The organism is Pseudomonas sp. SWRI92, from assembly GCF_014268685.1.
Lineage (GTDB): Bacteria > Pseudomonadota > Gammaproteobacteria > Pseudomonadales > Pseudomonadaceae > Aquipseudomonas > Aquipseudomonas marvdashtae.
On sequence record NZ_JABWQY010000007.1, the window covers coordinates 66898 to 88471 of the forward strand.

General features: G+C 62.5%; 25 protein-coding genes. 15 read left to right on the plus strand and 10 right to left on the minus strand.

The genetic code is table 11. From position 1 onward, the window contains the following. Window positions 1–35: 35 nt before the first annotated feature. Complete coding sequence (locus HU762_RS13355) at window positions 36–1115, minus strand: TIM barrel protein (protein ID WP_186637576.1); 1080 nt, start codon at window positions 1113–1115, stop codon at window positions 36–38. Further along, entirely contained in the window at window positions 1112–2287 is a 1176-nt protein-coding gene (locus tag HU762_RS13360) for a Gfo/Idh/MocA family oxidoreductase (protein WP_186637579.1), read from the minus strand. The genes HU762_RS13355 and HU762_RS13360 overlap by 4 nt, the downstream gene beginning before the upstream one ends. 175 nt (window positions 2288–2462) lie before the next feature. On the opposite strand from HU762_RS13360, the gene HU762_RS13365 reads away from it, so the two are divergent. The 4 genes from HU762_RS13365 to HU762_RS13380 all read left to right on the plus strand — a co-directional run bounded on the left by HU762_RS13365 (window position 2463) and on the right by HU762_RS13380 (window position 7002). Beyond that, window positions 2463–3473: a LacI family DNA-binding transcriptional regulator gene (locus tag HU762_RS13365; RefSeq protein ID WP_186637581.1), complete on the plus strand. Its 1011-nt coding sequence runs from the start codon at window positions 2463–2465 to the stop codon at window positions 3471–3473. A gap of 91 nt (window positions 3474–3564) precedes the next feature. Further along, entirely contained in the window at window positions 3565–4515 is a 951-nt protein-coding gene (locus tag HU762_RS13370) for a TAXI family TRAP transporter solute-binding subunit (RefSeq protein ID WP_186637583.1), read from the plus strand. Window positions 4516–4594: 79 nt separating this feature from the next. Continuing rightward, window positions 4595–6622 carry a TRAP transporter permease gene (locus HU762_RS13375; protein WP_186637585.1) on the plus strand — a complete coding sequence of 676 codons (2028 nt, stop codon included), beginning with the start codon at window positions 4595–4597 and terminating at the stop codon, window positions 6620–6622. After that, on the plus strand, window positions 6619–7002 hold the full coding sequence (locus HU762_RS13380; protein ID WP_186637587.1) for a DUF1850 domain-containing protein: 384 nt from the start codon (window positions 6619–6621) through the stop codon (window positions 7000–7002). The genes HU762_RS13375 and HU762_RS13380 overlap by 4 nt, the downstream gene beginning before the upstream one ends. A 3-nt stretch (window positions 7003–7005) precedes the next feature. On the opposite strand, the gene HU762_RS13385 is transcribed toward HU762_RS13380, so the two are convergent. Beyond that, a complete protein-coding gene (locus HU762_RS13385) occupies window positions 7006–7623 on the minus strand; it encodes a TetR/AcrR family transcriptional regulator (protein WP_186637589.1) in 618 nt (205 codons plus the stop codon). Between the two features lie 161 nt (window positions 7624–7784). On the opposite strand from HU762_RS13385, the gene HU762_RS13390 reads away from it, so the two are divergent. Further along, window positions 7785–8225: a hotdog fold domain-containing protein gene (locus tag HU762_RS13390; RefSeq protein WP_186637591.1), complete on the plus strand. Its 441-nt coding sequence runs from the start codon at window positions 7785–7787 to the stop codon at window positions 8223–8225. A gap of 47 nt (window positions 8226–8272) precedes the next feature. On the opposite strand, the gene HU762_RS13395 is transcribed toward HU762_RS13390, so the two are convergent. Further along, the gene (locus HU762_RS13395) at window positions 8273–9361 is read right to left on the minus strand and encodes an SMP-30/gluconolactonase/LRE family protein (RefSeq protein WP_186637593.1); all 1089 of its coding nucleotides are present in this window, start codon (window positions 9359–9361) and stop codon (window positions 8273–8275) included. 95 nt (window positions 9362–9456) lie between these two features. After that, on the minus strand, window positions 9457–10587 hold the full coding sequence (locus HU762_RS13400; protein WP_186637596.1) for a HAMP domain-containing sensor histidine kinase: 1131 nt from the start codon (window positions 10585–10587) through the stop codon (window positions 9457–9459). Between the two features lie 308 nt (window positions 10588–10895). Here HU762_RS13400 and HU762_RS13405 point away from each other — a divergent pair, with 308 nt between their 5' ends. Further along, window positions 10896–11858, plus strand: a complete 963-nt coding sequence (locus HU762_RS13405) for a DMT family transporter (RefSeq protein ID WP_186637598.1) — start codon at window positions 10896–10898, stop codon at window positions 11856–11858. An 83-nt stretch (window positions 11859–11941) separates the two neighbouring features. Here HU762_RS13405 and HU762_RS13410 read toward each other — a convergent pair whose 3' ends face one another. The 4 genes from HU762_RS13410 to ggt all read right to left on the minus strand — a co-directional run bounded on the left by HU762_RS13410 (window position 11942) and on the right by ggt (window position 16287). Then, the gene (locus tag HU762_RS13410) at window positions 11942–12574 is read right to left on the minus strand and encodes a DUF5074 domain-containing protein (protein ID WP_186637600.1); all 633 of its coding nucleotides are present in this window, start codon (window positions 12572–12574) and stop codon (window positions 11942–11944) included. 33 nt (window positions 12575–12607) lie between these two features. Beyond that, window positions 12608–13828, minus strand: a complete 1221-nt coding sequence (locus HU762_RS13415) for a helix-turn-helix domain-containing protein (RefSeq protein WP_186637601.1) — start codon at window positions 13826–13828, stop codon at window positions 12608–12610. A gap of 179 nt (window positions 13829–14007) precedes the next feature. After that, window positions 14008–14541: a cysteine hydrolase family protein gene (locus tag HU762_RS13420; protein WP_186637603.1), complete on the minus strand. Its 534-nt coding sequence runs from the start codon at window positions 14539–14541 to the stop codon at window positions 14008–14010. Window positions 14542–14559: 18 nt separating this feature from the next. Beyond that, the gene (ggt, locus tag HU762_RS13425) at window positions 14560–16287 is read right to left on the minus strand and encodes a gamma-glutamyltransferase (protein ID WP_186637607.1); all 1728 of its coding nucleotides are present in this window, start codon (window positions 16285–16287) and stop codon (window positions 14560–14562) included. Between the two features lie 161 nt (window positions 16288–16448). Here ggt and HU762_RS13430 point away from each other — a divergent pair, with 161 nt between their 5' ends. Next, window positions 16449–16877, plus strand: a complete 429-nt coding sequence (locus HU762_RS13430) for a GNAT family N-acetyltransferase (protein WP_186637608.1) — start codon at window positions 16449–16451, stop codon at window positions 16875–16877. Here HU762_RS13430 and HU762_RS13435 read toward each other — a convergent pair. Beyond that, window positions 16874–17224 (minus strand): hypothetical protein, encoded by a 351-nt coding sequence (locus tag HU762_RS13435; protein WP_186637610.1) that lies wholly within the window; start codon window positions 17222–17224, stop codon window positions 16874–16876. The genes HU762_RS13430 and HU762_RS13435 overlap by 4 nt on opposite strands. A gap of 142 nt (window positions 17225–17366) precedes the next feature. Here HU762_RS13435 and HU762_RS13440 point away from each other — a divergent pair, with 142 nt between their 5' ends. The 8 genes from HU762_RS13440 (at window position 17367) to HU762_RS13475 (ending at window position 21519) form a co-directional block, all read left to right on the plus strand. Next, the gene (locus HU762_RS13440; RefSeq protein WP_109755533.1) at window positions 17367–17627 is read left to right on the plus strand and encodes a hypothetical protein; all 261 of its coding nucleotides are present in this window, start codon (window positions 17367–17369) and stop codon (window positions 17625–17627) included. A gap of 2 nt (window positions 17628–17629) precedes the next feature. Next, the gene (locus HU762_RS13445) at window positions 17630–17965 is read left to right on the plus strand and encodes a DUF6388 family protein (RefSeq protein ID WP_186637612.1); all 336 of its coding nucleotides are present in this window, start codon (window positions 17630–17632) and stop codon (window positions 17963–17965) included. A 101-nt stretch (window positions 17966–18066) separates the two neighbouring features. Next, window positions 18067–18459, plus strand: a complete 393-nt coding sequence (gene tusD / locus HU762_RS13450) for a sulfurtransferase complex subunit TusD (protein ID WP_186637614.1) — start codon at window positions 18067–18069, stop codon at window positions 18457–18459. After that, on the plus strand, window positions 18459–18821 hold the full coding sequence (gene tusC, locus HU762_RS13455; RefSeq protein ID WP_186637616.1) for a sulfurtransferase complex subunit TusC: 363 nt from the start codon (window positions 18459–18461) through the stop codon (window positions 18819–18821). Before tusD ends, tusC begins: the two co-directional genes overlap by 1 nt. Then, window positions 18821–19114, plus strand: a complete 294-nt coding sequence (tusB, locus tag HU762_RS13460) for a sulfurtransferase complex subunit TusB (RefSeq protein ID WP_186637618.1) — start codon at window positions 18821–18823, stop codon at window positions 19112–19114. The genes tusC and tusB overlap by 1 nt, the downstream gene beginning before the upstream one ends. Continuing rightward, window positions 19111–19446: a TusE/DsrC/DsvC family sulfur relay protein gene (locus tag HU762_RS13465; RefSeq protein WP_186637621.1), complete on the plus strand. Its 336-nt coding sequence runs from the start codon at window positions 19111–19113 to the stop codon at window positions 19444–19446. The genes tusB and HU762_RS13465 overlap by 4 nt, the downstream gene beginning before the upstream one ends. Then, window positions 19443–20444 (plus strand): glycosyl transferase family protein, encoded by a 1002-nt coding sequence (locus HU762_RS13470; protein WP_186637624.1) that lies wholly within the window; start codon window positions 19443–19445, stop codon window positions 20442–20444. The genes HU762_RS13465 and HU762_RS13470 overlap by 4 nt, the downstream gene beginning before the upstream one ends. Before the next feature lie 88 nt (window positions 20445–20532). After that, window positions 20533–21519, plus strand: coding sequence for a glutathione S-transferase family protein (locus HU762_RS13475; RefSeq protein WP_186637627.1), 987 nt, complete (start codon window positions 20533–20535; stop codon window positions 21517–21519). The last annotated feature ends 55 nt before the right edge of the window (window positions 21520–21574 follow it).

Here is a 21574-nt window from a genome sequence, read left to right on the forward strand (position 1 = left end):
GTGAAAATAATCTTGTGCAGCTTCCTGTGGGCCGGTTATCTCGACAGGCCCAACAACCGCCGATTGGAATCCTCATCCGCCGTGACACCGGCAAAATCATCGAACGCCTTGCGGGTCTTGCTGATCATGTGCCGCTGGATGAACGCCGCGCCTTCGGCGGCGCCCTGTTGCGAATCCTTCAGGCAGCACTCCCATTCCAGGACCGCCCAGCCGTTGAAATCGTATTGGGTCAGCTTGCTGAAGATCGATTTGAAATCGATCTGGCCATCGCCCAACGAGCGGAACCGGCCGGGACGATCCACCCAGCCCTGGTAGCCGCCGTAGACTCCGGAACGGGCATCGGGGCGGAATTCGGCGTCCTTGACGTGGAACATGCGGATGCGTTCGTGATAGCGATCAATGAAGCCCAGGTAGTCCATCTGTTGCAGCAACAAATGACTGGGGTCGTAGAGGATCGCTGCGCGCGGATGGTGATCGACGGCCTCGAGGAAACGCTCGAACGAGGCGCCGTCGTGCAGGTCTTCACCGGGGTGGATTTCGTAGCACAGGTCCACGCCGGCCGCGTCGAAGCAGTCGAGGATCGGCAGCCAGCGCCGGGCCAGCTCGGCGAAACCTTGCTCGACCAGGCCCGCCGGTCGCTGCGGCCACGGGTACATATAGGGCCACAACAGTGCTCCGGAAAACGTCGCGTGCGCCGTGAGTCCCAGGCGCTGGCTGGCACGAGCGGCCAGTTTCAGCTGCTCGATGGCCCACTCGGTGCGCGCCTGGGGTTGGCCGCGCAGGTGGGCCGGTGCGAAGTCGTCGAACAGCGCGTCGAACGCCGGGTGCACCGCCACCAGTTGCCCTTGCAGGTGCGTCGAGAGCTCACTGATCTGCACACCGGCCTGGGCGCAGGTGGCCTTGAGTTCGTCACAATAATCCTGGCTCTCGGCAGCTCGGGCCAAGTCGATGTAACGGCTGCCCAGGGTCGGCAGTTGAATGGCTTTGTAGCCTTGGGAGGCGGCCCATTGGGCGATGTTGGCCAAGGTGTCGAACGGCGCTTCATCGGCCATGAACTGCGCCAGGAAAATAGCCGGGCCGCGCAGGCCGCTCAGTGTTTCGTCGGGAGTATTCACAGCAGCGACTCTCCAGTTTGCACCGCGGTCCACTTGGCATCGCCACGGTGATTGAGAATGGCGGCTTCGATGAATGCCATGCCGCGCAAGCCGGTTTCGATGCCGGGTACGCCAGGCACGTCAGGACCTTCGATTCGACCACGAATGGCCCGGGCGAAATCGCCATAAAGGTTGGCCATGGCTTCCAGGTAACCCTCCGGATGCCCCGCTGGCAGTCGCATGCGACGAGTCGCCGCCTCGCACAGCCAAGGTTGGCCGATGCCGCTACGCAGGATGCGCAAAGGCTGATCGAAGGCGCGATGGATCAGGCTCGCCGGTTCTTCCTGGCGCCACTCCAGCGCGCCTTTGTCGCCATAGACGCGGAGCTTCAAGGGGTTTTCTTCACCGGTGCAGACTTGGCTGGCGATCAACACGCCGCTGACGTCCCCGCCCATCTTCAGCAGCATCGCGGCGTCGTCGTCCAGTTGCCGGCCCGGTACATGCGTGCCCAGGGCGGCGCAGAGTTGTTGGACAGGTTGGTCCACGACGAACTCCGCCAGGGAAAACGCATGGGTACCAATGTCGCCGATGCAACCGCCCAGCCCGGATTGTGCGGGATCGTCGCGCCACTCCGCCTGTTTGTTGCCTCGGGCGGCGAGATCCTGGCTGAGCCAGCCCTGGGGATACTCGACGAACACTTTGCGCACCTGGCCGATCACGCCCGAGCGCACCATCTCCCGCGCCTGCCACACCATCGGATAACCCAAGTAGGTGTGGGCTAGACCGTAGAGGCAGCGGCTGCCTTGCAGGTCGTTCTTGAGCACCAGCAATTCCTTGAGATTCAGCGCCGCGGGCTTTTCGCTGAACACGTGGAAACCGGCCTTCAACGCCTGGCTGGCGATGGGCGCGTGGAGGTGATTGGGCGTGACGATCACCAGCAGCTCCATGCGCTGGTCCAGCGGCAGCAGCGCTTCGGCGTCGAGCATCTGTTGCCAGTCGTGGTAGCAACGGGACGCGGCCAGCCCGAGGACGCCGCCGGTCTCACGGTTATTGTCGGGGTCGCGGCTGAACGCGCCGCACACCAGTTCGAAACCGCCGTCCAGGCCCGCGGCCTGGCGATGGGCCTGGCCGATGAACGCCCCCGCTCCGCCGCCGACGAAGCCCATTCTTATTTTCGGTGCTACAGGATTCATCGCGACTCTCTTCTGTCCGGACTGAAGATGTAACCGGTTACATCATGACGAGAAATCTAGGCTCGGTTTTGCCGCGTGTCAAACCGCAAGCGACACCGAGAGCATTTGTCAGGCGTCGAACCTAGGGTAAGCTCGCGGCCATGCCTGCCTCTGCAGGCGCTGAATCGAGGTGATCTTGTCGAATATCCGTGAGGTGGCCCGGCTGGCCGGTGTTTCGGTGGCCACGGTGTCCAGAACACTGAAGTCCCCCGAGCGCGTGCTGCCCGAGACCCGGGACAAGGTCAACGCGGCGGTGGTGCAGGCCGGTTATCGGCCGAACCTGATGGCGGTGCAATTTCGCTCCCGGCGCACCGGTAACCTGGTGATCCTGGTCCCGGCAATCGCCAACACCTTTTTCGCCCGGGTCATCAGCGGCGCCCAACAGGCGGCGCAAGCGGCCGGCTATCGACTGCTGCTGTGCGACACCCAGGGCCGGGAAGCCATCGAGCAGGAATTTGCCGCGCTGGTCTATGCCCACCAGGCTGACGGGGTGATTCAACTGCGCGCGTGCGACCCTTTCATATCACTCCCTCCTGGCACCGACGCGTTGCCGTTGGTCAATGCCTGCGAAGTGGTCAAGGACGCACCCTACCCGACCATCAGCCTCGACAACCGCAGCGCCGCCCAGGCCATGACCGATCACTTGATCGGGCTCGGCCACCGCCGCATCGGCATTATCAAAGGCCCCCGCAGCAGTCCGTTGACCCTCGACCGCGTGGCCGGTTATCGGGATGCCCTGCGCAACGCCGGCATCGCCATCGATCCTGAGTTGATCTGCCACGGTGACTTCACCCTCAAGGCCGGATACGACGGTGCCGCAACCATGCTCGCATTGGCCGAGCGCCCCAGCGCGCTGTTCTGCGAAAACGACGAGATGGCCATCGGCGCGCTCAAGCGCATCAAACAGATGGGCTTGCGGGTGCCCGAGGACATTTCCCTGGTGGGCTTCGATGACATCCCCTTCGCCGCGTATTGCGATCCACCCTTGACCACCATTTCCCAACCGGCTGAAACCTTTGGTCACAAAGCCGTAGAGATGCTGATCGCCCTGATCGAGAAAACCCCTATCCCACAGCGGCACGTGCTGTTGCCGTTCGAGCTGACCGTGCGCGGCAGCAGCGCAGCGCCAGGCTCCAGCATGGCTTGATCAAGACATCGGACTTGCCGACTCGCCATCAGGCCCGTTTCGACTACAGTGGAAAGACTCTGCAAAAGCCATAACAAGACGGAGAGTCTCCATGCGAATCAACAAGCGCTTCACGCTCCTGGCCGCCACCGCAGCCTTGATGATCACTACCACCGTTCATGCCGCCCCGGTGTACATCAATATCCTGACCGGAGGCACCAGCGGTGTGTATTACCCGATTGGCGTCGGGCTTTCCCAGATCTATAGCAGCGGCATCAAGGATTCCAAGGCGTCGGTCCAGGCCACCAAGGCTTCGGTGGAAAACCTGAACCTGCTGCAAGCCGGACGTGGGGAGTTGGCGTTTGCCTTGGGCGACTCGGTGGCGGACGCCAAGAATGGGTTGGAAGACGCCGGCTTCAAGGCGCCCTTGACCAAGCTGCGGGCCATCGCTGGCGCCTACCCCAACTACATACAAATCGTTGCCAGCCAGGAATCGGGCATCAAGACCCTGGCCGACCTCAAGGGCAAGACCGTTTCGGTCGGCGCAGCGAAATCCGGCACCGAGCTCAACGCCCGGGCGATATTCAAGGCGGCGGGCCTGACCTACAGCGATATGAAGGTGCAATACCTGCCATTCGCCGAGTCGGTGGACCTGATCAAGAACCGCCAGTTGGATGCCACGCTGCAATCGTCCGGCCTGGGCATGGCCGCGATTCGTGACCTGGCGTCGACCATGGCGTTGAACTACGTGTCGATCCCCACCGATGTCGTGGCGAAAATCGGCAACCCGGCCTACTTGAGCGCACAAATCCCGGCCAACACCTACGACGGACAAACAGACGCCGTGCCCACCGTGGCCATCACCAATATCCTGGTGACCCGCGAGGATGTCCCGGACGAAGTGGCCTATCAGATGACCAAGCTGCTGTTCGACAACCTCAATCGCCTGGGCACGTCCCATTCGGCGGCGAAGGACATTTCCCTGAAAACCGCCGCGAAGAACCTGCCGATAGCCCTGCACCCTGGCGCCGAACGCTACTACAAGGAAGTGGGCGCGCTGTAGTCCCCTGGGACGGTAACGGCGCTGGCCGCCGTTGCCGTGTCGTGTTTCGCACCGGCTACAGACAACAGGCAGGCACCTTATGAGTGAAGACCAGCACGGCATCGCCACGGACCCGCGGGATTGGCCCAAGACGCTGTTCTATGTGGCGTTGCTGTTTTCCGTGTTTCAAATCATCACCGCGGCATTTTCCCCAGTGTCGAGCATCGTTCTGCGGGCGGTGCATGTAGGCTTTTTGTTGTGGGTGGTGTTCCTGAGCTACCCGGCCTATGGCAAGCAACGGCCCTGGCAGCCGCTGGCCTGGGCTTTGAGCCTGGCGGGCGTGGCGACGGCGCTCTATCAATGGGTGTTCGAGGCCGACCTGATCCAGCGCTCCGGCGACCTGACGACGGCCGACATGGTGATCGGCATTATCCTGATCGTGTTGGTGTTCGAAGCGGCGCGGCGGGTGATGGGCATCGCGCTGCCGATCATCTGCGGCCTCTTCCTGGCCTATGGCTTGTTCGGCGAATACCTGCCGGGTGAGCTGGCCCATCGCGGGTATGGGGTTGACCAGATCATCAACCAATTGGCGTTCGGCACCGAAGGGCTGTACGGCACGCCAACGTACGTATCGGCCACTTATATTTTCCTGTTCATCCTGTTCGGCGCCTTCTTGGAAAAAGCCGGGATGATCAAGCTGTTCACCGATTTCTCCATGGGCCTGTTCGGCCACAAACTCGGCGGTCCGGCGAAGGTCGCCGTGGTGTCGTCGGCATTGATGGGCACCATCACCGGCTCGGGCATCGCCAACGTCGTGACCACCGGGCAGTTCACCATTCCGTTGATGAAGCGCTTCGGCTACAAGGCTGCGTTCGCCGGTGGTGTGGAAGCGACGGCCAGCATGGGCAGCCAGATCATGCCGCCGGTGATGGGCGCGGTGGCGTTCATCATGGCCGAGACCATCAACGTGCCGTTCGTGGAGATTGCCAAGGCCGCGCTGATACCCGCGTGCCTGTATTTCGGCTCGGTGTTCTGGATGGTGCACCTGGAAGCCAAGCGCTCCGACCTCAAGGGCCTGCCCAAGGACCAATGCCCCAGCGCCTGGGGCGCGGTCAAGGAAAACTGGTATTTGCTGATCCCCCTGGCGGTGCTGGTCTACCTGCTCTTTTCCGGACGCACGCCATTGTTTTCCGGCATGGTCGGGCTGGCATTGACGGCAATCGTGATCCTCGGCTCGGCGATCATTCTCAAAGTCTCGAACTATGCCCTGCGCTGCGCATTCTGGATCGCGCTGGGCATTTTTTGCGTCGGGTTCTTCCAATTGGGCATCGGCATTGTCTTTGCGGTCATCGCAGCGCTGGTGGTGGCTTGCTGGTTCATGCAAGGCACCCGGGAAACCCTGGTCATCTGCTTGCATGCCTTGGTCGACGGCGCCCGTCACGCAGTCCCGGTGGGGATCGCCTGTGCCCTGGTCGGCAGCATCATCGCGGTGGTTTCCCTGACTGGCGTAGCGTCCACCTTCGCCGGTTACATCCTGGCCATCGGCAAGGACAACCTGCTGCTCTCGCTGATTCTCACCATGCTCACCTGCCTGGTATTGGGCATGGGCATCCCGACCATTCCCAACTACATCATCACCAGTTCGATTGCCGCGCCCGCCCTGCTGGAGCTGGGCGTGCCGCTGATCGTGTCGCACATGTTCGTGTTCTATTTCGGCATCCTCGCCGACCTGACGCCGCCGGTGGCCCTGGCTTGTTTCGCCGCCGCCCCCATCGCAAGGGAAAGTGGCCTGAAGATCAGCTTCTGGGCGGTGCGTATCGCCCTCGCCGGCTTCGTCATTCCGTTCATGACGGTCTACAACCCAGCGCTGATGCTGCAAGGCGACAACCTGTGGATGACCGCCTACATGTTGGTCAAGACGCTGCTCGCCGTCGGCCTGTGGGGCATGGCGTCCACCGGTTACCTGCAACAGAAGATGCCCATTTGGGAACGGCTGATGTGTTTCGCCGCCGGTGCCCTGCTGGTGGTGGCGCTGCCGCTGACCGATGAAATCGGCTTTGTCCTGGGTGCATTGTTGATCGGCCAGCACCTCTGGCGGGCGCGCCGCGTCGGGCGGGCGTTGGCGTGATTGGCTTGTGCCTGGGCCTGTCCGGGGCGATCTGGGCGCAAGTGCAAGTGAGCGACTTTACGCTGGCGTGGAATCACACCATCGAAAAGGTTCGCTGGGAGGAGGATTATCGCGTCACCGACGCGGGCCTGGTGCTGGGCGAGGCCAGGGTCAAGGGCAATGGTGCCGGCATGGATATTCCCGAGGGCGCCCGGCTGGAAAACGGCAGTTGGCGCTTCCATCGCCAACTGCCGCCGCTGCAACCGTTGAAGCTGGGGCGCACGCCCCAGGCCGGGGATTACCAACTCTGTCACGCCGGCCATTGCCAGCCGATGAGTCATTGGTTGGGAGCGCCAAGCACCGAACAACCGGCGGTGGAACTCTGGAGCTGCACGTTGTAGTCCTCAGGCGCCGACGATCGACCGCCACGCCGCTTGCGCCAGCAATTCCCGGTGGACCTTGGGACTGGTGGGCACACGCCCGGACAGCCAGGCCCGGCAGTAACTTTCCGACGCGCCAATGATCAGCGAGAACATCAGCTCGGCGGGGTAACGCTGGAGCGCCTCGCCCTGCTGCGCTGTGCTCAGCCACTGCCAGAGCTGGCGGTTGCGTGTGGTGTTGCGGTTGGCGAGTTCATCCTTGAACGGTCCCTTGGTCACCGCAAAGCGGGCGTGATACTGGAAGCGCGCCCATTCGGGTTGGCCATCAACCCAATCGACATAGCTGTAGATCAGCGCTTGCACGCCCTGCTCGGCGGTCGTCGCCTCGGCCAGGCAGTGCTCGCGCAGACGCATCTGGTCTTGCATCGCGGTGAAAAACAGCGCCGCCACCAAGCCTTCCTTGTTGCCGAAATGGTGATAGATCGCGCCGACGCTGGTCTGGCATTCGTTGCGGATCATTTCAATGGTGGTTGCCTCGATGCCCTGCTCGTTGAACAGCGCCAAGGCCTTTCTGAAGATGTCGCGCTTGAGTTCGGCCCTTCTGCCGGGGAAGGCGCGTTCGAGTAGATCTGCTGTTTGCATGCTTGGCATAAACCGGTTCGTTGGAAGATCAGGCACGTTCCGCCTGTGACGAATGGTGCGCAGCTTGACAGATTCGCCGACAACAGAATACCGTTCCGTCACAGAATATTATTCTGTAACGGAACATCATTCCGCAAATTCTCTTGTCAGCGAGGCTTCACATGAACCAGGTTCTCGGTATGTTCAACAGCGCGGGTCCCGATGCATTCAGCAAAATGACCTGCCAGATGGCGCCCTACTTTTCGACGATCAACCCGCTGGTCACGGCGCTTCGCCCGGGCGCGGCAACGGTGCAGGTGCCGTTTTGCAAGGAAATCACCAACCACCTGGGCACCGTCCATGCCATCGCCATGTGCAACGCCGCCGAGCTGGCCGCCGGCATGATGACCAACGTGTCCATTCCGGCGGGCGCCCGCTGGATTCCTAAAGGCATGACCGTGCAGTACCTGGCCAAGGCCAAGAGCGACGTGACGGCGGTAGCGGATGGCGACGCCCTGGACTGGGCAACGGAAGGCGACAAGATCGTGCCGGTGGACATCCATGACGTCGACGGCAAGAAGGTGTTCACGGCGCAGATCACCATGAACGTGAAGTTGGCGTGAAGTGGGGGGCGTCCAGGACGCCCCGCCTCATCGTCGTACCGAGGAAATCAGGCGAAGGTCGCGCCCCGGGTGTTCACGAACAACGAATACAACGAGTGGCTGCCGGCCATGAACAGCCGGTTGCCCTCCCGTCCGCCAAAGCAGACGTTAGGGCAGCGCTCCGGCAAGGAGATGTGCCCGATGGCCTTGCCTTCAGGGTTGAATACCCGCACGCCGTCGAGTTTTTCCAGGTCGGCCTTGGGGTCGCCATTACCGCCCCAACCGCACCAGAGGTTGCCGCCCTCGTCGCACTTGATCCCGTCGATGGCCGCGTAGTCCAACCCTTCGATATGCTTGCGGCGCTCGCCCAGGGTGCCGTCGTCCTTGACCGTGATCGCCCAGACCAGGCGATTGGGCTTGGCCCGGCCTTCGACCACATAGAGAGTTTTTTCATCCGGCGAGAAGCACAGGCCGTTCGGCCCCGCCAGGTCGTCGATCACCCGGCTGAGCTTGCCGGTTTCGCCGTCGATGCGGTACACCGCGTGAGGCTGCACCGGGGTGACCTTGTGCCCTTCATAGTTATTGCCGGTCTGGAACGGTGGGTCGGTGAACCAGACCGAGCCGTCCCGTTTGCAGACGATGTCATTGGGCGAGTTCAGCGGCTTGCCGTCGAAACTGTCGGCCAACACGGTGAGGGTCCCGTTGTGTTCGGTGCGAGTGACTCGCCGCCCTTCGCTTGAGGTGGTCGAGCCTTCACAGACCAGCAGCCTGCCCTGGCGATCACGGCACATGCCGTTGGAGAAGTTCGAGTTCTCGCGGTACACCGACAGCCCACCGGTGACCTCGTCCCAACGCATGATGCGGTTGTTGGGGATGTCGCTGACCAGCAAGTAGCGACCGTCGCCGATCCACACCGGCCCTTCCGCCCAGCGCAGCCCAGTGGCGAGCTTCTCCACGCTGGCGTTGAAGATGCGCAGGTCCATGAAGCTGGGGTCGAGAATGTTGACCAAGGGATCGGGGTAACGCTGGCTCAGCGGCTCGGCCTGGGCGAGCCCGGGCAAGTGCCCGAGGGTCGCGGCGGCGGCCGAGACCACCAGGGACTTTTTCAGGAAAATCCGGCGCCCTTGATCGGCGGTTGCAGGTTGCGAAGCATCCATCGTACGTCTCCGTTAATTATTATTGGACGGGAACGTCAGTTTTAGCTCGTGATAGGACATCGTACAAGTAAATATCTCGCGATCAACCACCTTCTTCATTTCGAGTGAAGGGGAATCCGAACGGTGAACGTAGTGCCCCCGCGCACCTTCGAATGGACTTCGATCGTACCCTGGTGCGCCGACACGATCGCCGAGGCGATGTAAAGGCCCAGCCCCAAACCCGCCGTGGGTCCGTATTGCATATCACCGCTGCGCAGCTGCCGGACCAACGGATTGAAAATGCTGTCGATAGCGTCCTTCTCGATGGGCTTGCCCTGGTTGTTGATTGCGATAACGGCTTCATCCCCTTCGCAGCTCAACGAAACAGTGATCGGTGCACCCGCCGCGCCATGCTGGACCGCGTTGCCGATCAGGTTGGAAAACACCTGTTCCATCCGCGACGGGTCGAACAACCCTTCGAGCGCACCGCGGGTCTCGAAGTTGATCGTGCTTTCCGGATGATAAGCGCGTGCTTCCTCCACCATGCCTTCGCATGCCGCCACCAGGTCACCCTTGAAGCGCTGCACCGGTATTCCAGCACCCAACTGGGTGCGCGTGAAGTCCAGCAGATCGCCGACGATCTTGTTGGCCCGCTTGACGCTGGTGTAGATGCGCGACGAAATCTTGGTCGCTTTGGCCGGCAAGTCACCCGCGCGCAGGAGCACTTCGGAACCGAGCAGGATGGCGCCCAATGGGCTGCGCAGATCATGCCCGAGGATTCCGAGGAACAGGTTGCGCGCCGCGTCGACTGCCGCCGAATAGCTGACGACGGATTCTGCCAGGGCTTGGTCGACGGCCTCGTTGAAACGGATGACATCGGACATCGCCTGTGCTTGGTCCAGTTGGGCGTGCGGCATCCATAGCATGAGCACACTGGTGCGCAACGCGCGGTATTCCGAGACCATCTGTTCGACGGTGAACCCGGACGACTGGCGGATAACGGCGTGGGTTTCAGCGGCGGTTTCGGCCTCTGCCGCCGGAGCGTCGCCCAGGGACTTGGCGATCTGCTCTTCGGGAGTCTGCTTGGTGCGCAGGTCAACGGCGATGGTTCGCAGCATCTGCTCGGCATGGTCGCGCAGCGCCACCGAATCCATGCCAATCGACGCAGGCGTGATAGTCCTGGCGAAATCCTCCCAGGCCTGAAGGATCGGTTCTATGTTGTCGACAATGAAATCAGCCAGGCGCATGGGTTGCTCCGCGAGAAGGTCAAAAGGACCGGTGCCGGAAACAACGCAGCGGTCAGTTGTTTTACAGCAAATCGGCGCCGGATGTACGCCAACGTCCGGAATCGCCTGGCCTGACAGGCTTGCGACGGCTGCGCCGCCGAACGGGAACAAGCTCCTCGCCACGCAACTGCCGCAAGCTCTGGCACTGAGGCTTGTCTCTGTCTGCTTGATCCGGTACAAACACCCTTGAGTTGTACGACAACCTATAACTAAAAATAGAACCTTCCGAGGCCTCGCTGCTTCGGCGGACTGCCTTTGAGATTCCTGCCATGACCCGCTCCATCGCTGCATCCGATGCCCCTGCTCCATTCCCGCGCCATATCGCCGTGCTCATTCTGCTCTGCATGGGGTGTGCGTTCGCCGGCAACCATGTCGCCGCGCGGGCGGCCTTCGATGACGGTGCCGGCGTGTTGTTGGCGATCCTGCTGCGCTCGGGTGGGACGTTGCTGGTGCTGGCGGCGATGGTCTTGTGGCAACGTCAAAGCCTGCGCCTGCCCGCTGGTGCCTGGCGCTGGCAATTAGTCCTCGGGCTGTTGATCGCGGCCCAGAGTCTGTGCCTGTACTCGGCCGTCGCCCGGGTGCCGGTGGCGCTGGCCTTGTTGGTCGGCAACCTGTTCCCGATCCTGTTGGCGCTGCTGACCTGGGCGCTCGGTGGTCCACGCCCCACCGCCCGCACGGCGGCCTTGATGGGCATGATCCTGGTCGGCCTGGTATTCGTGCTGGAAGTGCCGGCGCGGTTGTCGTCCCAGGCCGACGTCGGCCCGCAGTGGCTGTTGGGCGTTGGCCTGGCGTTCTGCGCCGCGTGCGTCTTCGCTTGCGCGTTGTGGATCACCGACCACAAGTTGTCCCAAGTCCGCGGTTCGGTGCGCAGCCTGCTGACGATTTTCATCGTGTTCAGTAGCGTCAACCTCGCAGGGCTGACCGGTGCACTGCCTGGCGGCCTCGACCTGCCAGCCACCAGCACCGGCTGGTTCGCCCTGGCCACCCTGGTGGTGCTTTACGGCACGGGGTTCATCGTGTTGTTCATTTGCGTACCGCGCCTGGACATGCCACGCAACGCGCCGGTGATGAACATCGAACCGCTGGCGACCTTGCTGATCGGCTGGCTGGCGCTGGACCAGATGCTCAATCCGGGCCAAGTGCTTGGCGGCGCGATCGTGGTAGCGGGCATTGTGTTGCTGACCTGGCGCAAGGTTGAGCGGGCCACGGTGGCGGTGGCTGCTCGCGATTGACCCGCACCGTTGAGCGGCCTGAAAAACATTGTGGCGAGGCAGCTTGCTCCCTCGCCACGGGATCGGCGGCGAGTCTGCCACTCTCAAACCGGCCGACGCACCGCCCTCACCTTGCCACTGCCACCCCCGCCACAGAAAAATCGGTCTGCCCCGTCGGATTCCAGCCCCGACACGCCGGTCCCCGGCGGCATGCTCACGCTTTCGAGCACTTGCGCGGTTTGCGGATCGATGCGCCGCAGGTCGCTCTCGTCGTTTTCCCAAGTGCCGTGCCACAGTTCTCCATCGACCCAAGTCACGCCCGTGACGAAGCGGTTGGATTCTATGGTGCGCAGGATCTTCCCGTCGGCCGGGTCGATCTGCAGGATCTTGCGCGCCTTGTACTGGCCGACCCAGAGCGACCCTTCGGCCCACGCCAGTCCCGAATCGTCACCGCTGTTGGGGGCCGGAATCGTCGCCATTATCTGGCCGGTGCGCGGGTCGATCTTGCGGATGCTGTCGCCAGCGATCTGGAACAGATGTTCACCGTCGAACGCCGTGCCTGCATTGGCTGGGACATCGAGCGACTGCACGGTCTCGCCACTGGCAGGATCGAGGGCGTGCAGCTTCTCGCCTGAAGCAAACCAGACGCGCTCGCCATCATGGCTTACGCCGTGCACGCAATCGACGCCCGGAAAAGGGCCGTATTCACGCAGGATTTGTGCTTTTGACTGTTTCATCTCGCTCGCCTCGTCGGTGGGTGTGACTGCATCCTAACGATCGGCTGGCAACGCGGTGAGTAACAATACCGTCGCGAATCCAGGCATCGGCGGCGCGGTCCAGCGACGAGCCCTGGCGCGGCCAATCGATTGCGCCTTGCCGCTAGCGGCGAGGGTTTCCAAGGCCCGCTGGACGCTGCGCTGGCTGACGTCCAGAACCAACGCCAAGGCCGAACTCGACCACGCTTCACCGTCCGCCAGCAGTGCCAGCACTGCGCCGTGGGGTTCCTCGACAACCCGCGCCAGCACCACGACCTCGTCGGCATGATGCGGCGCCAAGGTAAAGCCGCGCTTCGTTGCGAGCACCCCAGCCATCGGGCGAAGCGCCGCCCGCAACCGTCCCATCTCGACCCGCAACCGGGCGCGATGGGACTCGTCCGTCAGTTTCAAGCCAAAGGCCTGGGCCATGAGTGCTTCCCTCGACACGTCGCCGGGCCAGGCTTGGGCTAGCCCTCGCGCCAAGGCAAACAACACCGGGCGCCGTGAAAGGGAGACCACAATACCCGCGCCATTGACTCCGTACCGACACGCGTCCACCACCAGCGCCGCACTGTCCAGCATCGCTTGAACCTCCTCCAGGATGAGCAAGCGTTCCTGGCCTCGAGCAATCAGGCGCGCCGCAGGCGTTTGGAGGATTTGCCAGGCGCTTTCAATTTCCGCGTTCAGCGCACCGATGCCCGCTTGCCGTGCCGCTTGCCCAGCCCTTTCGAGAGCGGCACGGGCGGTTTGCGTTTTTAGCCGGCGCATGGCAATGCCCGCAGCCACTAGCTCGCAGGCTGCCCGTGATGCCCAAGGCAGGCAGGACAGATCCAGATCAGCGAGCCTGCGCTCGGCCTCATCGAGTCGACCGAGCAACAGCAGGCGGCGGATCTCGATGGCATGGGCGTGCCCGACGTTCGCCCGGTCGCCATGGGCTTGGAGCACCGCCCGCGCGGCGTCGAGGCGCGTCGTCGGCCACGTCAGGTCACGGGACGCCAAGGCAATTTCGCCTTCGGCGACCACGCACCTTGCCCGGGCCACGGCTTCCTTGGGCCCAAAGGCAGCCGCCGCACGACACATCAGGGCCCTGGCGTTGGCCAGGTCGCCCAACTGCGCCATGGCAATGCCACGCAGCGCGAGAGCCGGGGCATCATTGCGCAGCGCGACGCGATTGAGCGCGGCGACCGGGTCCCCCGCCGCCAATGCTTGCGCTGCTGCGTTGATTTCGTAATCCATAAACGATGGTCTTTGTGGCAATGGTCGGTGTGGCGAGGGAGCTTGCTCCCGCTGGGGTGCGCAGCGCCCCGAAAATTTTGCGACCGCTTCGCGCTCGAGCGGGAGCAAGCTCCCTCGCCACACAAGCCTGCCCGCATCCTGAACTGCCCTGCCGGCCCTGACCCAACAGTGGATATCGGCTACAGGCGGATCCCGGCCGCCAATATCACATCGATCCGCGAGACCGCACTGCTCAGCCGCCCCAACCGGTCGTTGTGATCGGCAATGATCTGCTCGGCCGGCAGGCTGCCGTTGTCCACCGTGGAATGGGCGTCGGCGGCCAAGACAACCTCGTACCCCAACGTATGAGCCTGACGCACGGTGGCATTGATGCAGTGATCGGTTTGCAGCCCGCAAATCACCACGCGATCAATGCCCCGGGCCTGTAACAGGGCCAGCAGATCGGTCTGGTAGAACGCGTCCGCAGTGGTCTTGCGCACCCGCAGGTCGTCCGCCCCGGTAGCCAGGCCATCCGCCAACTGCCAGGGGGCGGCACCGTAGGTCAGCGATCCCTCCAGCTCTTCATGCTGGATCAGGATTACCGGCAAGCCGACGGCCCGAGCCCTGGCGCTGAGGTCGTTGATGGTCTGGATCAGGCGTGGTCTGTCAAAGCATTCTTCTTCGCCGGCACACAGCCCTTCCTGGACGTCGATGATCAGCAATGCGGTATTCATGTGTCCCTCTGCGAACGGTTAGTAGCCCAACGACAGGCCGGTATTGCGGCGCGGGTCGTTGGCGCCGTAGAAGCGATTCTTGCCCACGGGCTTGCCACCCAGCGACGGCGCGCCCACCAGGATCGCAGCAATGTGGTTGGGGTCCTGCGGGCCGGCAAACTTGTGGCCCCAGCTTTCCAGCAGCTTGAGCGTATCGGGGCTGGCGGCGAACGTTTCCAGGTTGGTTTCTTCCGGCATCCATTGTTGATGGAAGCGCGGCGCATCCACCGCTTCCTGCAGGTTCATGCCGTAGTCGATCACGTTGAGAATGGTCAGCAAGGTGGCGGTGATAATGCGGCTGCCGCCGGGCGTACCGACGACCATTACGGTCTTGCCGTCCTTGGTGACGATGGTCGGGCTCATGGACGACAGCGGTGCCTTGCCCGGCGCGATGGCGTTTGCCTCACCCTGCACCAAGCCGTACATATTGGGCACGCCGACCTTGGCGGTGAAGTCGTCCATTTCATCGTTGAGCATCACCCCGGTCTTGCTCGCCATCACGCCGGCGCCGAACCAGTCGTTGAGGGTGTACGTGACGGAAACGGCGTTGCCCCACTGGTCGACGATCGAGTAGTGAGTGGTATTGCTGCCCTCGTGGGGCGCCACGCCGGGTTTGATCTTGTTGGAGTCGCCGGCTTTCTGCGGCTCGATCGCGGCCCGCAGTTTCGCCGCGTAGTTCTTGTCCAGGAGATGATCGATGGGGTTCTGCACGAAGTCCGGATCGCCGAGGTAACTGTTGCGGTCGACGTAGGCGTGACGCATGGCTTCGATCTGGTAGTGCATGCCTTGGGCCGAATGGAACCCCAGGTCTTTCATCGGGTAGCCATCGAGGATGTTCATGATCTGGCACAGCACCACGCCGCCGGAACTGGGCGGTGGCGCGGAAATGATGTGGTAGCCGCGATAATCGCACTCCACCGGCGCCAGCTCACGGGTCTTGTACTTGTCGAGGTCAGCCTGGGTGATGATGCCCTTGTTGGCTTGGCTGGAGGTCACCAGAGCGTCGGCCACCCAACCTTTGTAAAAGCCGTCGGCGCCCTTGGTAGAAATTTCCCGCAGGGTTTTGGCGAGGTCTTTCTGCACCAGTTTTTGCCCGGCCTGCATCGGCTCGCCGTTGTGCAGGAAGATCGCGCCGGAATCACGCATGTCCTTCTTGAACACCTCGGTGGCGGTTTCCAACAGGTCGACATCGCCCTGTTCCAGGACGAAACCTTCCTCGGCAAACTTGATCGCCGGGGCGATCAGTTCGGCGCGGGGTTTGCTGCCGTATTTCTTCAACGCCAGCTCCATGCCGGACACGGTGCCAGGCACCCCTACCGCCAAATGGCCGCGGGTGCTGAGTTCGGGAACGACGTTGCCGTCCTTGTCCAGGTACATGTCAGCCGTGGCGGCCAGCGGGGCTTTTTCGCGGAAATCGAGGAAGGTCTTGCGGCCATCGGCCATTTGCAGGGTCATGAAACCGCCCCCGCCCAGGTTACCCGCCGCGGGATAGACCACCGCCAGCGCATAGCCCACCGCCACCGCCGCATCCACGGCGTTACCACCGTTCTTGAGCACGTCGACGCCGACGTGAGTCGCCAGATGCTGGGCCGTCACCACCATACCGTTCTCGGCGGCAACCGGGGCCTGGGACGCGGCTTGCACATGGAAGCAACTGAGGGTGAGCGAAGTGGCGATGAGGGTTCGGGCCAGGGATTGGAACTTCATGAGTCGGTCTCTTCTTGTTCTAAGGGTCGGGATCGCTTCAAAAGCATTAGGCAGTATGGCTCGGTTTACCCAATGCGCTTGTCCGCCGACGACCGGGTGACGGCAAAGTACCCTTTGAGATAGGCTCGTGCGCTGGTTTAAATTGAACAAGGACATCGCCGATGACGCTGCGAATCGAACGCACGGACGCCCCCACCGACGCGGAACGCCAGGCCATCCTCGCTCCGCTACGGGCCTATAACACCGCCCAGACCGGCGGAAGCGCCCCGGAACTTGTCGCCTGGTTGGTGCGGGACGAGCACGACGAAATCGTCGGCGGGCTGTATGGCCGGGTGTTCTTTCGTTGGCTTTATATCGAATTGCTGGTGGTGCCGGAACAGGCCCGGGGCCAAGGCACGGGCTCAGGGCTGATGCAGATGGCCGAGACGCTGGCCAGGGAGAAGAACTGCGTGGGTATCTGGCTCGACACCTTCGATTTCCAGGCCCCGGATTTCTACCGCAAGCACGGCTTTACAGAGTGCGGCCAGATTGACGACTACCCGCCTGGGCATCAGCGCTTCTTCTTCCAGAAGCGCCTGACCGTCGACTAGAGACACGTCGCCAGCGCCGCCAACCGGCGCTTGGCGACGAAATCGTCCTGCTTGGCGTAGTAGTTCAATGCCGTGCCCGTGGCACTGGCTTGTATATCGACAAATGATTCGGCCGAACGGGTGTAGACCGTCGAGCCGCCTTTCTTGCCCGGCTGCAGGTAGGCACCGGCATCGACGCCGAACACCGCTTCGTCTTCCCAGGCAAATTTCACGCACTGGGCGACGTTCAGTTCAGGCTTGTCCGAGGTCAGCGTCTTGTAGGGGGCTTGGGTCCGGGCCTGCTCCATCGCCGAACCTGCGCAGCCGACCAGCAGGGTTGCGGCCACGGCCACCATCAGCATTCGCATTGCGTTCACTCATCAGAAAAAAAACGGACTTTAGCACTGCGGCCCACGCCTTCGTGCTGCTTTACTAAAATTTACACGCGACAGCGCCCCACGATTCGCGCAACCTGTCGCGCCATCGCCACCAGCCATCGCGGAACATTCCATGACACCCAACGCTGAGTTCTACAAACCCACCGCCGAATACGCCGACAAACTGATCAGCCAGATCGGCCAGACACCCTCCTGGATCGCCAAGCGAATCGGCGTCACCGACAAGCGCATCCGCTACATTCTCGATGGCGAACGCACCGTCAAGGGCGAAACCACGCCGATCCAGATGACCTACACCGAACAGTTCGCCCTCGAATGCCTGGCGGCGGCGGCCAAGGCCAGCAAGAAGCAATCTTCATCCCCGAAGGAGTGATCATGGCGGCAACCGAACAGCAACACGAACGAGCCCTGGAAATCTTTCTCGACCAGCGCCCCGAGCTGCGCGTCGAGCTGGACCATCTCAACCCGCTGCTGGCTCAGGTCAAAGGCGAGACGGCGGCGCAATACCGCGCCGAGCGACTGCATGAAGCGTTCGAAGCCGAGGCCGAGCGCCTGGGCCTATTTGCCTGGGAGTTGACCTTGCAGCTCACCGCTGCCTCGCCCCAGGAATACCAGGCCCAGCGCCTGGAAGTGCACCGGGAAGTGGCGGAGATGGCGGGGATGGAATGGGCGGAGTATTGCGAGCTCAATGGCTTAAAGGCCAAGCACTGACCCCACAATTAGTCTGATCCAGATCCTGTATTGAAGCCTCATAATCGCCCCACCGCCCATAAAGCTTTATCATGGCCGCAGTACTACAGATCGGGTCTGTCATGAAGTTCGCCATCGCGCTGTTTTCCGCCGCCCATGCGCCCTCCTCGCGCCGCGCCTTGCTGTTTGCACAGGCCGCGCTGGCCGGTGGGCATGAGATCGTGCGGCTGTTTTTCTACCAGGACGGCGTCTATAACGCCGCCAACAGCATCGTCACCCCCCAGGATGAGCAAGACCTGCCCCGGCAATGGCAAGCCTTCGTCAGCGACAACCAACTGGATGGCGTCGTGTGCATCGCGGCGGCATTGCGACGTGGCGTGCTCAATGACGAGGAAGCCCAGCGCTACCAGCGTTCGGCGGCCAGCGTCGAGGCACCGTGGGCCTTGTCCGGGCTGGGCCAGTTGCACGATGCAATCCAGGACGCCGACCGCTTGATCTGTTTTGGAGGCGCGTGATGGCCAAGTCTTTATTGCTGATCAGCCGTCAGGCGCCATGGTCCGGCCCTGGCGCCCGGGAAGCGCTAGACGTTGTGCTGGCCGGCGGCGCGTTCGACCTGCCCATCGGCCTGCTGTTTCTCGATGACGGCGTGTTCCAGCTCGTCGCCCGCCAGGACGCCAAGGCCGTCCAGCAAAAGGACCTGAGTGCCAACCTGCAGGCCTTGCCGATGTTCGGTGTCGAAGACCTGTTCCTCTGCGCCGACAGCGCCGCCGAACGCGGCGTTGCCACCGATGCCCTGGCGCTGGGCGAGGTGAAAGTACTGAGCACGCCGGACGTCGCCGCGCTCATTGACCGATACGACCAGGTGATCACCCTCTGATGTCGACTTTGCATGTATTGTCTCATTCGCCCTTCGGCGATAACCGCCTCGCCAGCTGCCTGCGGGTGCTCGGAAGCGAGGACGCGTTGCTGCTGTGCGGCGACGCGACGTATGCGCTGCAACCTGGCACCGTGCCGTTTGAAACGTTGCAGTCCGGCAGCCGCAAGGTGTTCGTACTCGCGGAAGACGCCCAGGCCCGTGCCCTGCCCGTTCCAGACTGGGCCGAAGCCATCGACTACCCTGCATTTGTCGAGCTGTCGATCCAGCATGACAAGGTCAACAGTTGGCTATGAATGCGTTGACCGTGGGCGCGCGCACCCTCGCGCTGGACAAGGACGGCTACCTTGCCGACCGATGCGATTGGTCGGCCGACGTCGCCACGGCCCTGGCCGCCGCCGAAGGCATCGAGCTGAGCCCCGAGCACTGGGAAGTCCTCGAATTGCTGCGGGCCTTCTATGATGAATTCCAGCTCTCCCCCGCGACTCGGCCGCTGATCAAGTACACCGCGCTGAAACTCGGCGTGGACAAGGGCAACAGTCTGCACCTGAATCGATTGTTCAAAGGCACTCCCGCCAAACTCGCCGCCAAGCTGGCGGGCCTGCCCAAACCGACGAATTGCTTATGACCGACTTTCCAGCGCTGACCCTCGAGACCCCGGCCGAACATCCGTTCGCCCAATTTGTGCGCATCCTTGGCAAAGGCAAGCGCGGCGCGCGCAACCTGACCCGCGAAGAAGCCCGCGAAGCCATGGGCATGGTGCTCGATGAGCAAGTCGAAGAGACCCAGCTCGGCGCGTTCCTGATGCTGTTGCGGCACAAGGAAGAAAGCGCCGAGGAAATGGCCGGCTTCACCGAAGCCTTGCGCCAACGCCTGGTGGTTCCGGCCTTGGCGGTTGACCTCGACTGGCCGACCTATGCCGGCAAGAAGCGCCACCTGCCCTGGTATCTGCTGGCGGCCAAATGCCTCGGGCAGAACGGCGTGCGGATCTTCATGCACGGCGGTGGCGCTCACACGGCGGGCAGGCTCTACACCGAACAGCTGCTCGGTTTCTTGAATATTGCGTTGTGCCGCGATTGGCAGCAGGTCGGCATGGCGCTGGACAACGGTGGCCTGGCGTTCATGCCGCTGGTGGACTGGGCCCCGCAAATGCAACGAATGATCGACCTGCGTAATACCTTGGGCCTGCGCTCGCCGATCCACTCCCTGGCACGAATCCTCAACCCGCTGGGTGCGCGTTGCGGCCTGCAAAGCATCTTCCATCCCGGCTACCAGGCTGTGCATCGCGATGCCAGCGGATTACTGGGCGATACCGCCATCGTGATCAAGGGCGACGGCGGCGAGATCGAAATCAACCCGGACGCCGACAGTCATTTGTACGGCACCACCGGCGGCGCCAGTTGGGATGAAGAATGGCCGCGACTGGCCGAGCAGCGCCACGTCAAGCCGGAGACCCTCGACCCCGAGCATTTGAAAGCGATCTGGCGCGGTGACGTCGAGGACAGCTACCCGCAACTGGCGCTGATCGCCACCATGGCCTTGGCCTTGCGCGGCCTGGGGCTGACTCGCGAAGCGGCTTTCGACCGCGCCCGGCAGTATTGGGATGCACGGGATAGATCGATTTAACCGATCATCAACGCCCAACCTTTGCGCTTTTAGTTCGAACCTATCGGAATAGACTCGTCTCCAAACAGTATTGAGCGAGGACATCGAGATGGGTTTGTTGGTCGAGGGCCGCTGGCAAGACCAGTGGTACGAAAGCAAAGACGGCAGTTTCCAACGTGAGCAGGCGCAACGCCGTCACTGGATCACCGCTGACGGCAAGAACGGTTTTGCCGCCGACGCCGGGCGCTATCACTTGTATGTGTCCCTCGCCTGCCCTTGGGCGCATCGCACGCTGATCTTTCGCAAGCTCAAAGGCCTTGAAGACCTGATCGATGTCTCGGTAGTCAGCTACCTGATGCTGGAAAACGGCTGGACCTTCGACCAGGCTCACGGCTCCACCGGCGACAAACTCGACCATCTGCAATTTCTTCATCAGCGCTATACCGCCGACACGCCGGACTACACCGGTCGCGTCACCGTGCCGGCCCTGTGGGACAAACAGCAACAGCGGATCGTCAACAACGAATCAGCGGAAATCATCCGCATGTTCAACAGCGCTTTCGATGACCTCACCGGCAACGACCTGGACCTCTATCCCGAGCACCTGCGCCGGGAAATCGATGGGTTGAACGAGCGGATCTACCCGGCGGTAAACAACGGCGTCTACCGCGCCGGGTTCGCGACCACCCAGGCCGCTTACGAAGAAGCCTTCGACCAACTCTTTGCCGAACTGGATCGATTGGAAGCCCTGCTTGAAACCCGCCGCTACCTGGCCGGCGAATACCTGACTGAAGCGGATATCCGTTTGTTCACGACGATGATCCGTTTTGACGCGGTGTACTACGGCCACTTCAAATGCAACCTGCGACGCATTGCCGACTACCCGAACCTGTCGAACTGGCTGCGGGAGTTGTACCAGTGGCCTGGGATCGCTGAAACCGTGGATTTCACGCATATCCAGAGTCATTACTACGGCAGCCACAAGACCATCAATCCCAATGGAATCGTGCCCAAGGGGCCGAAGCAGGATTTCACGGTTGCCCATGATCGGGAACGGTTGAGTGGAAAAGGTATTTGGCGCGGGATCGGGGATTGAGAACGGAACGCGGAGCGTCCCAGGCGGCGTTCCCACGCGGAGCGTGGGAACGATC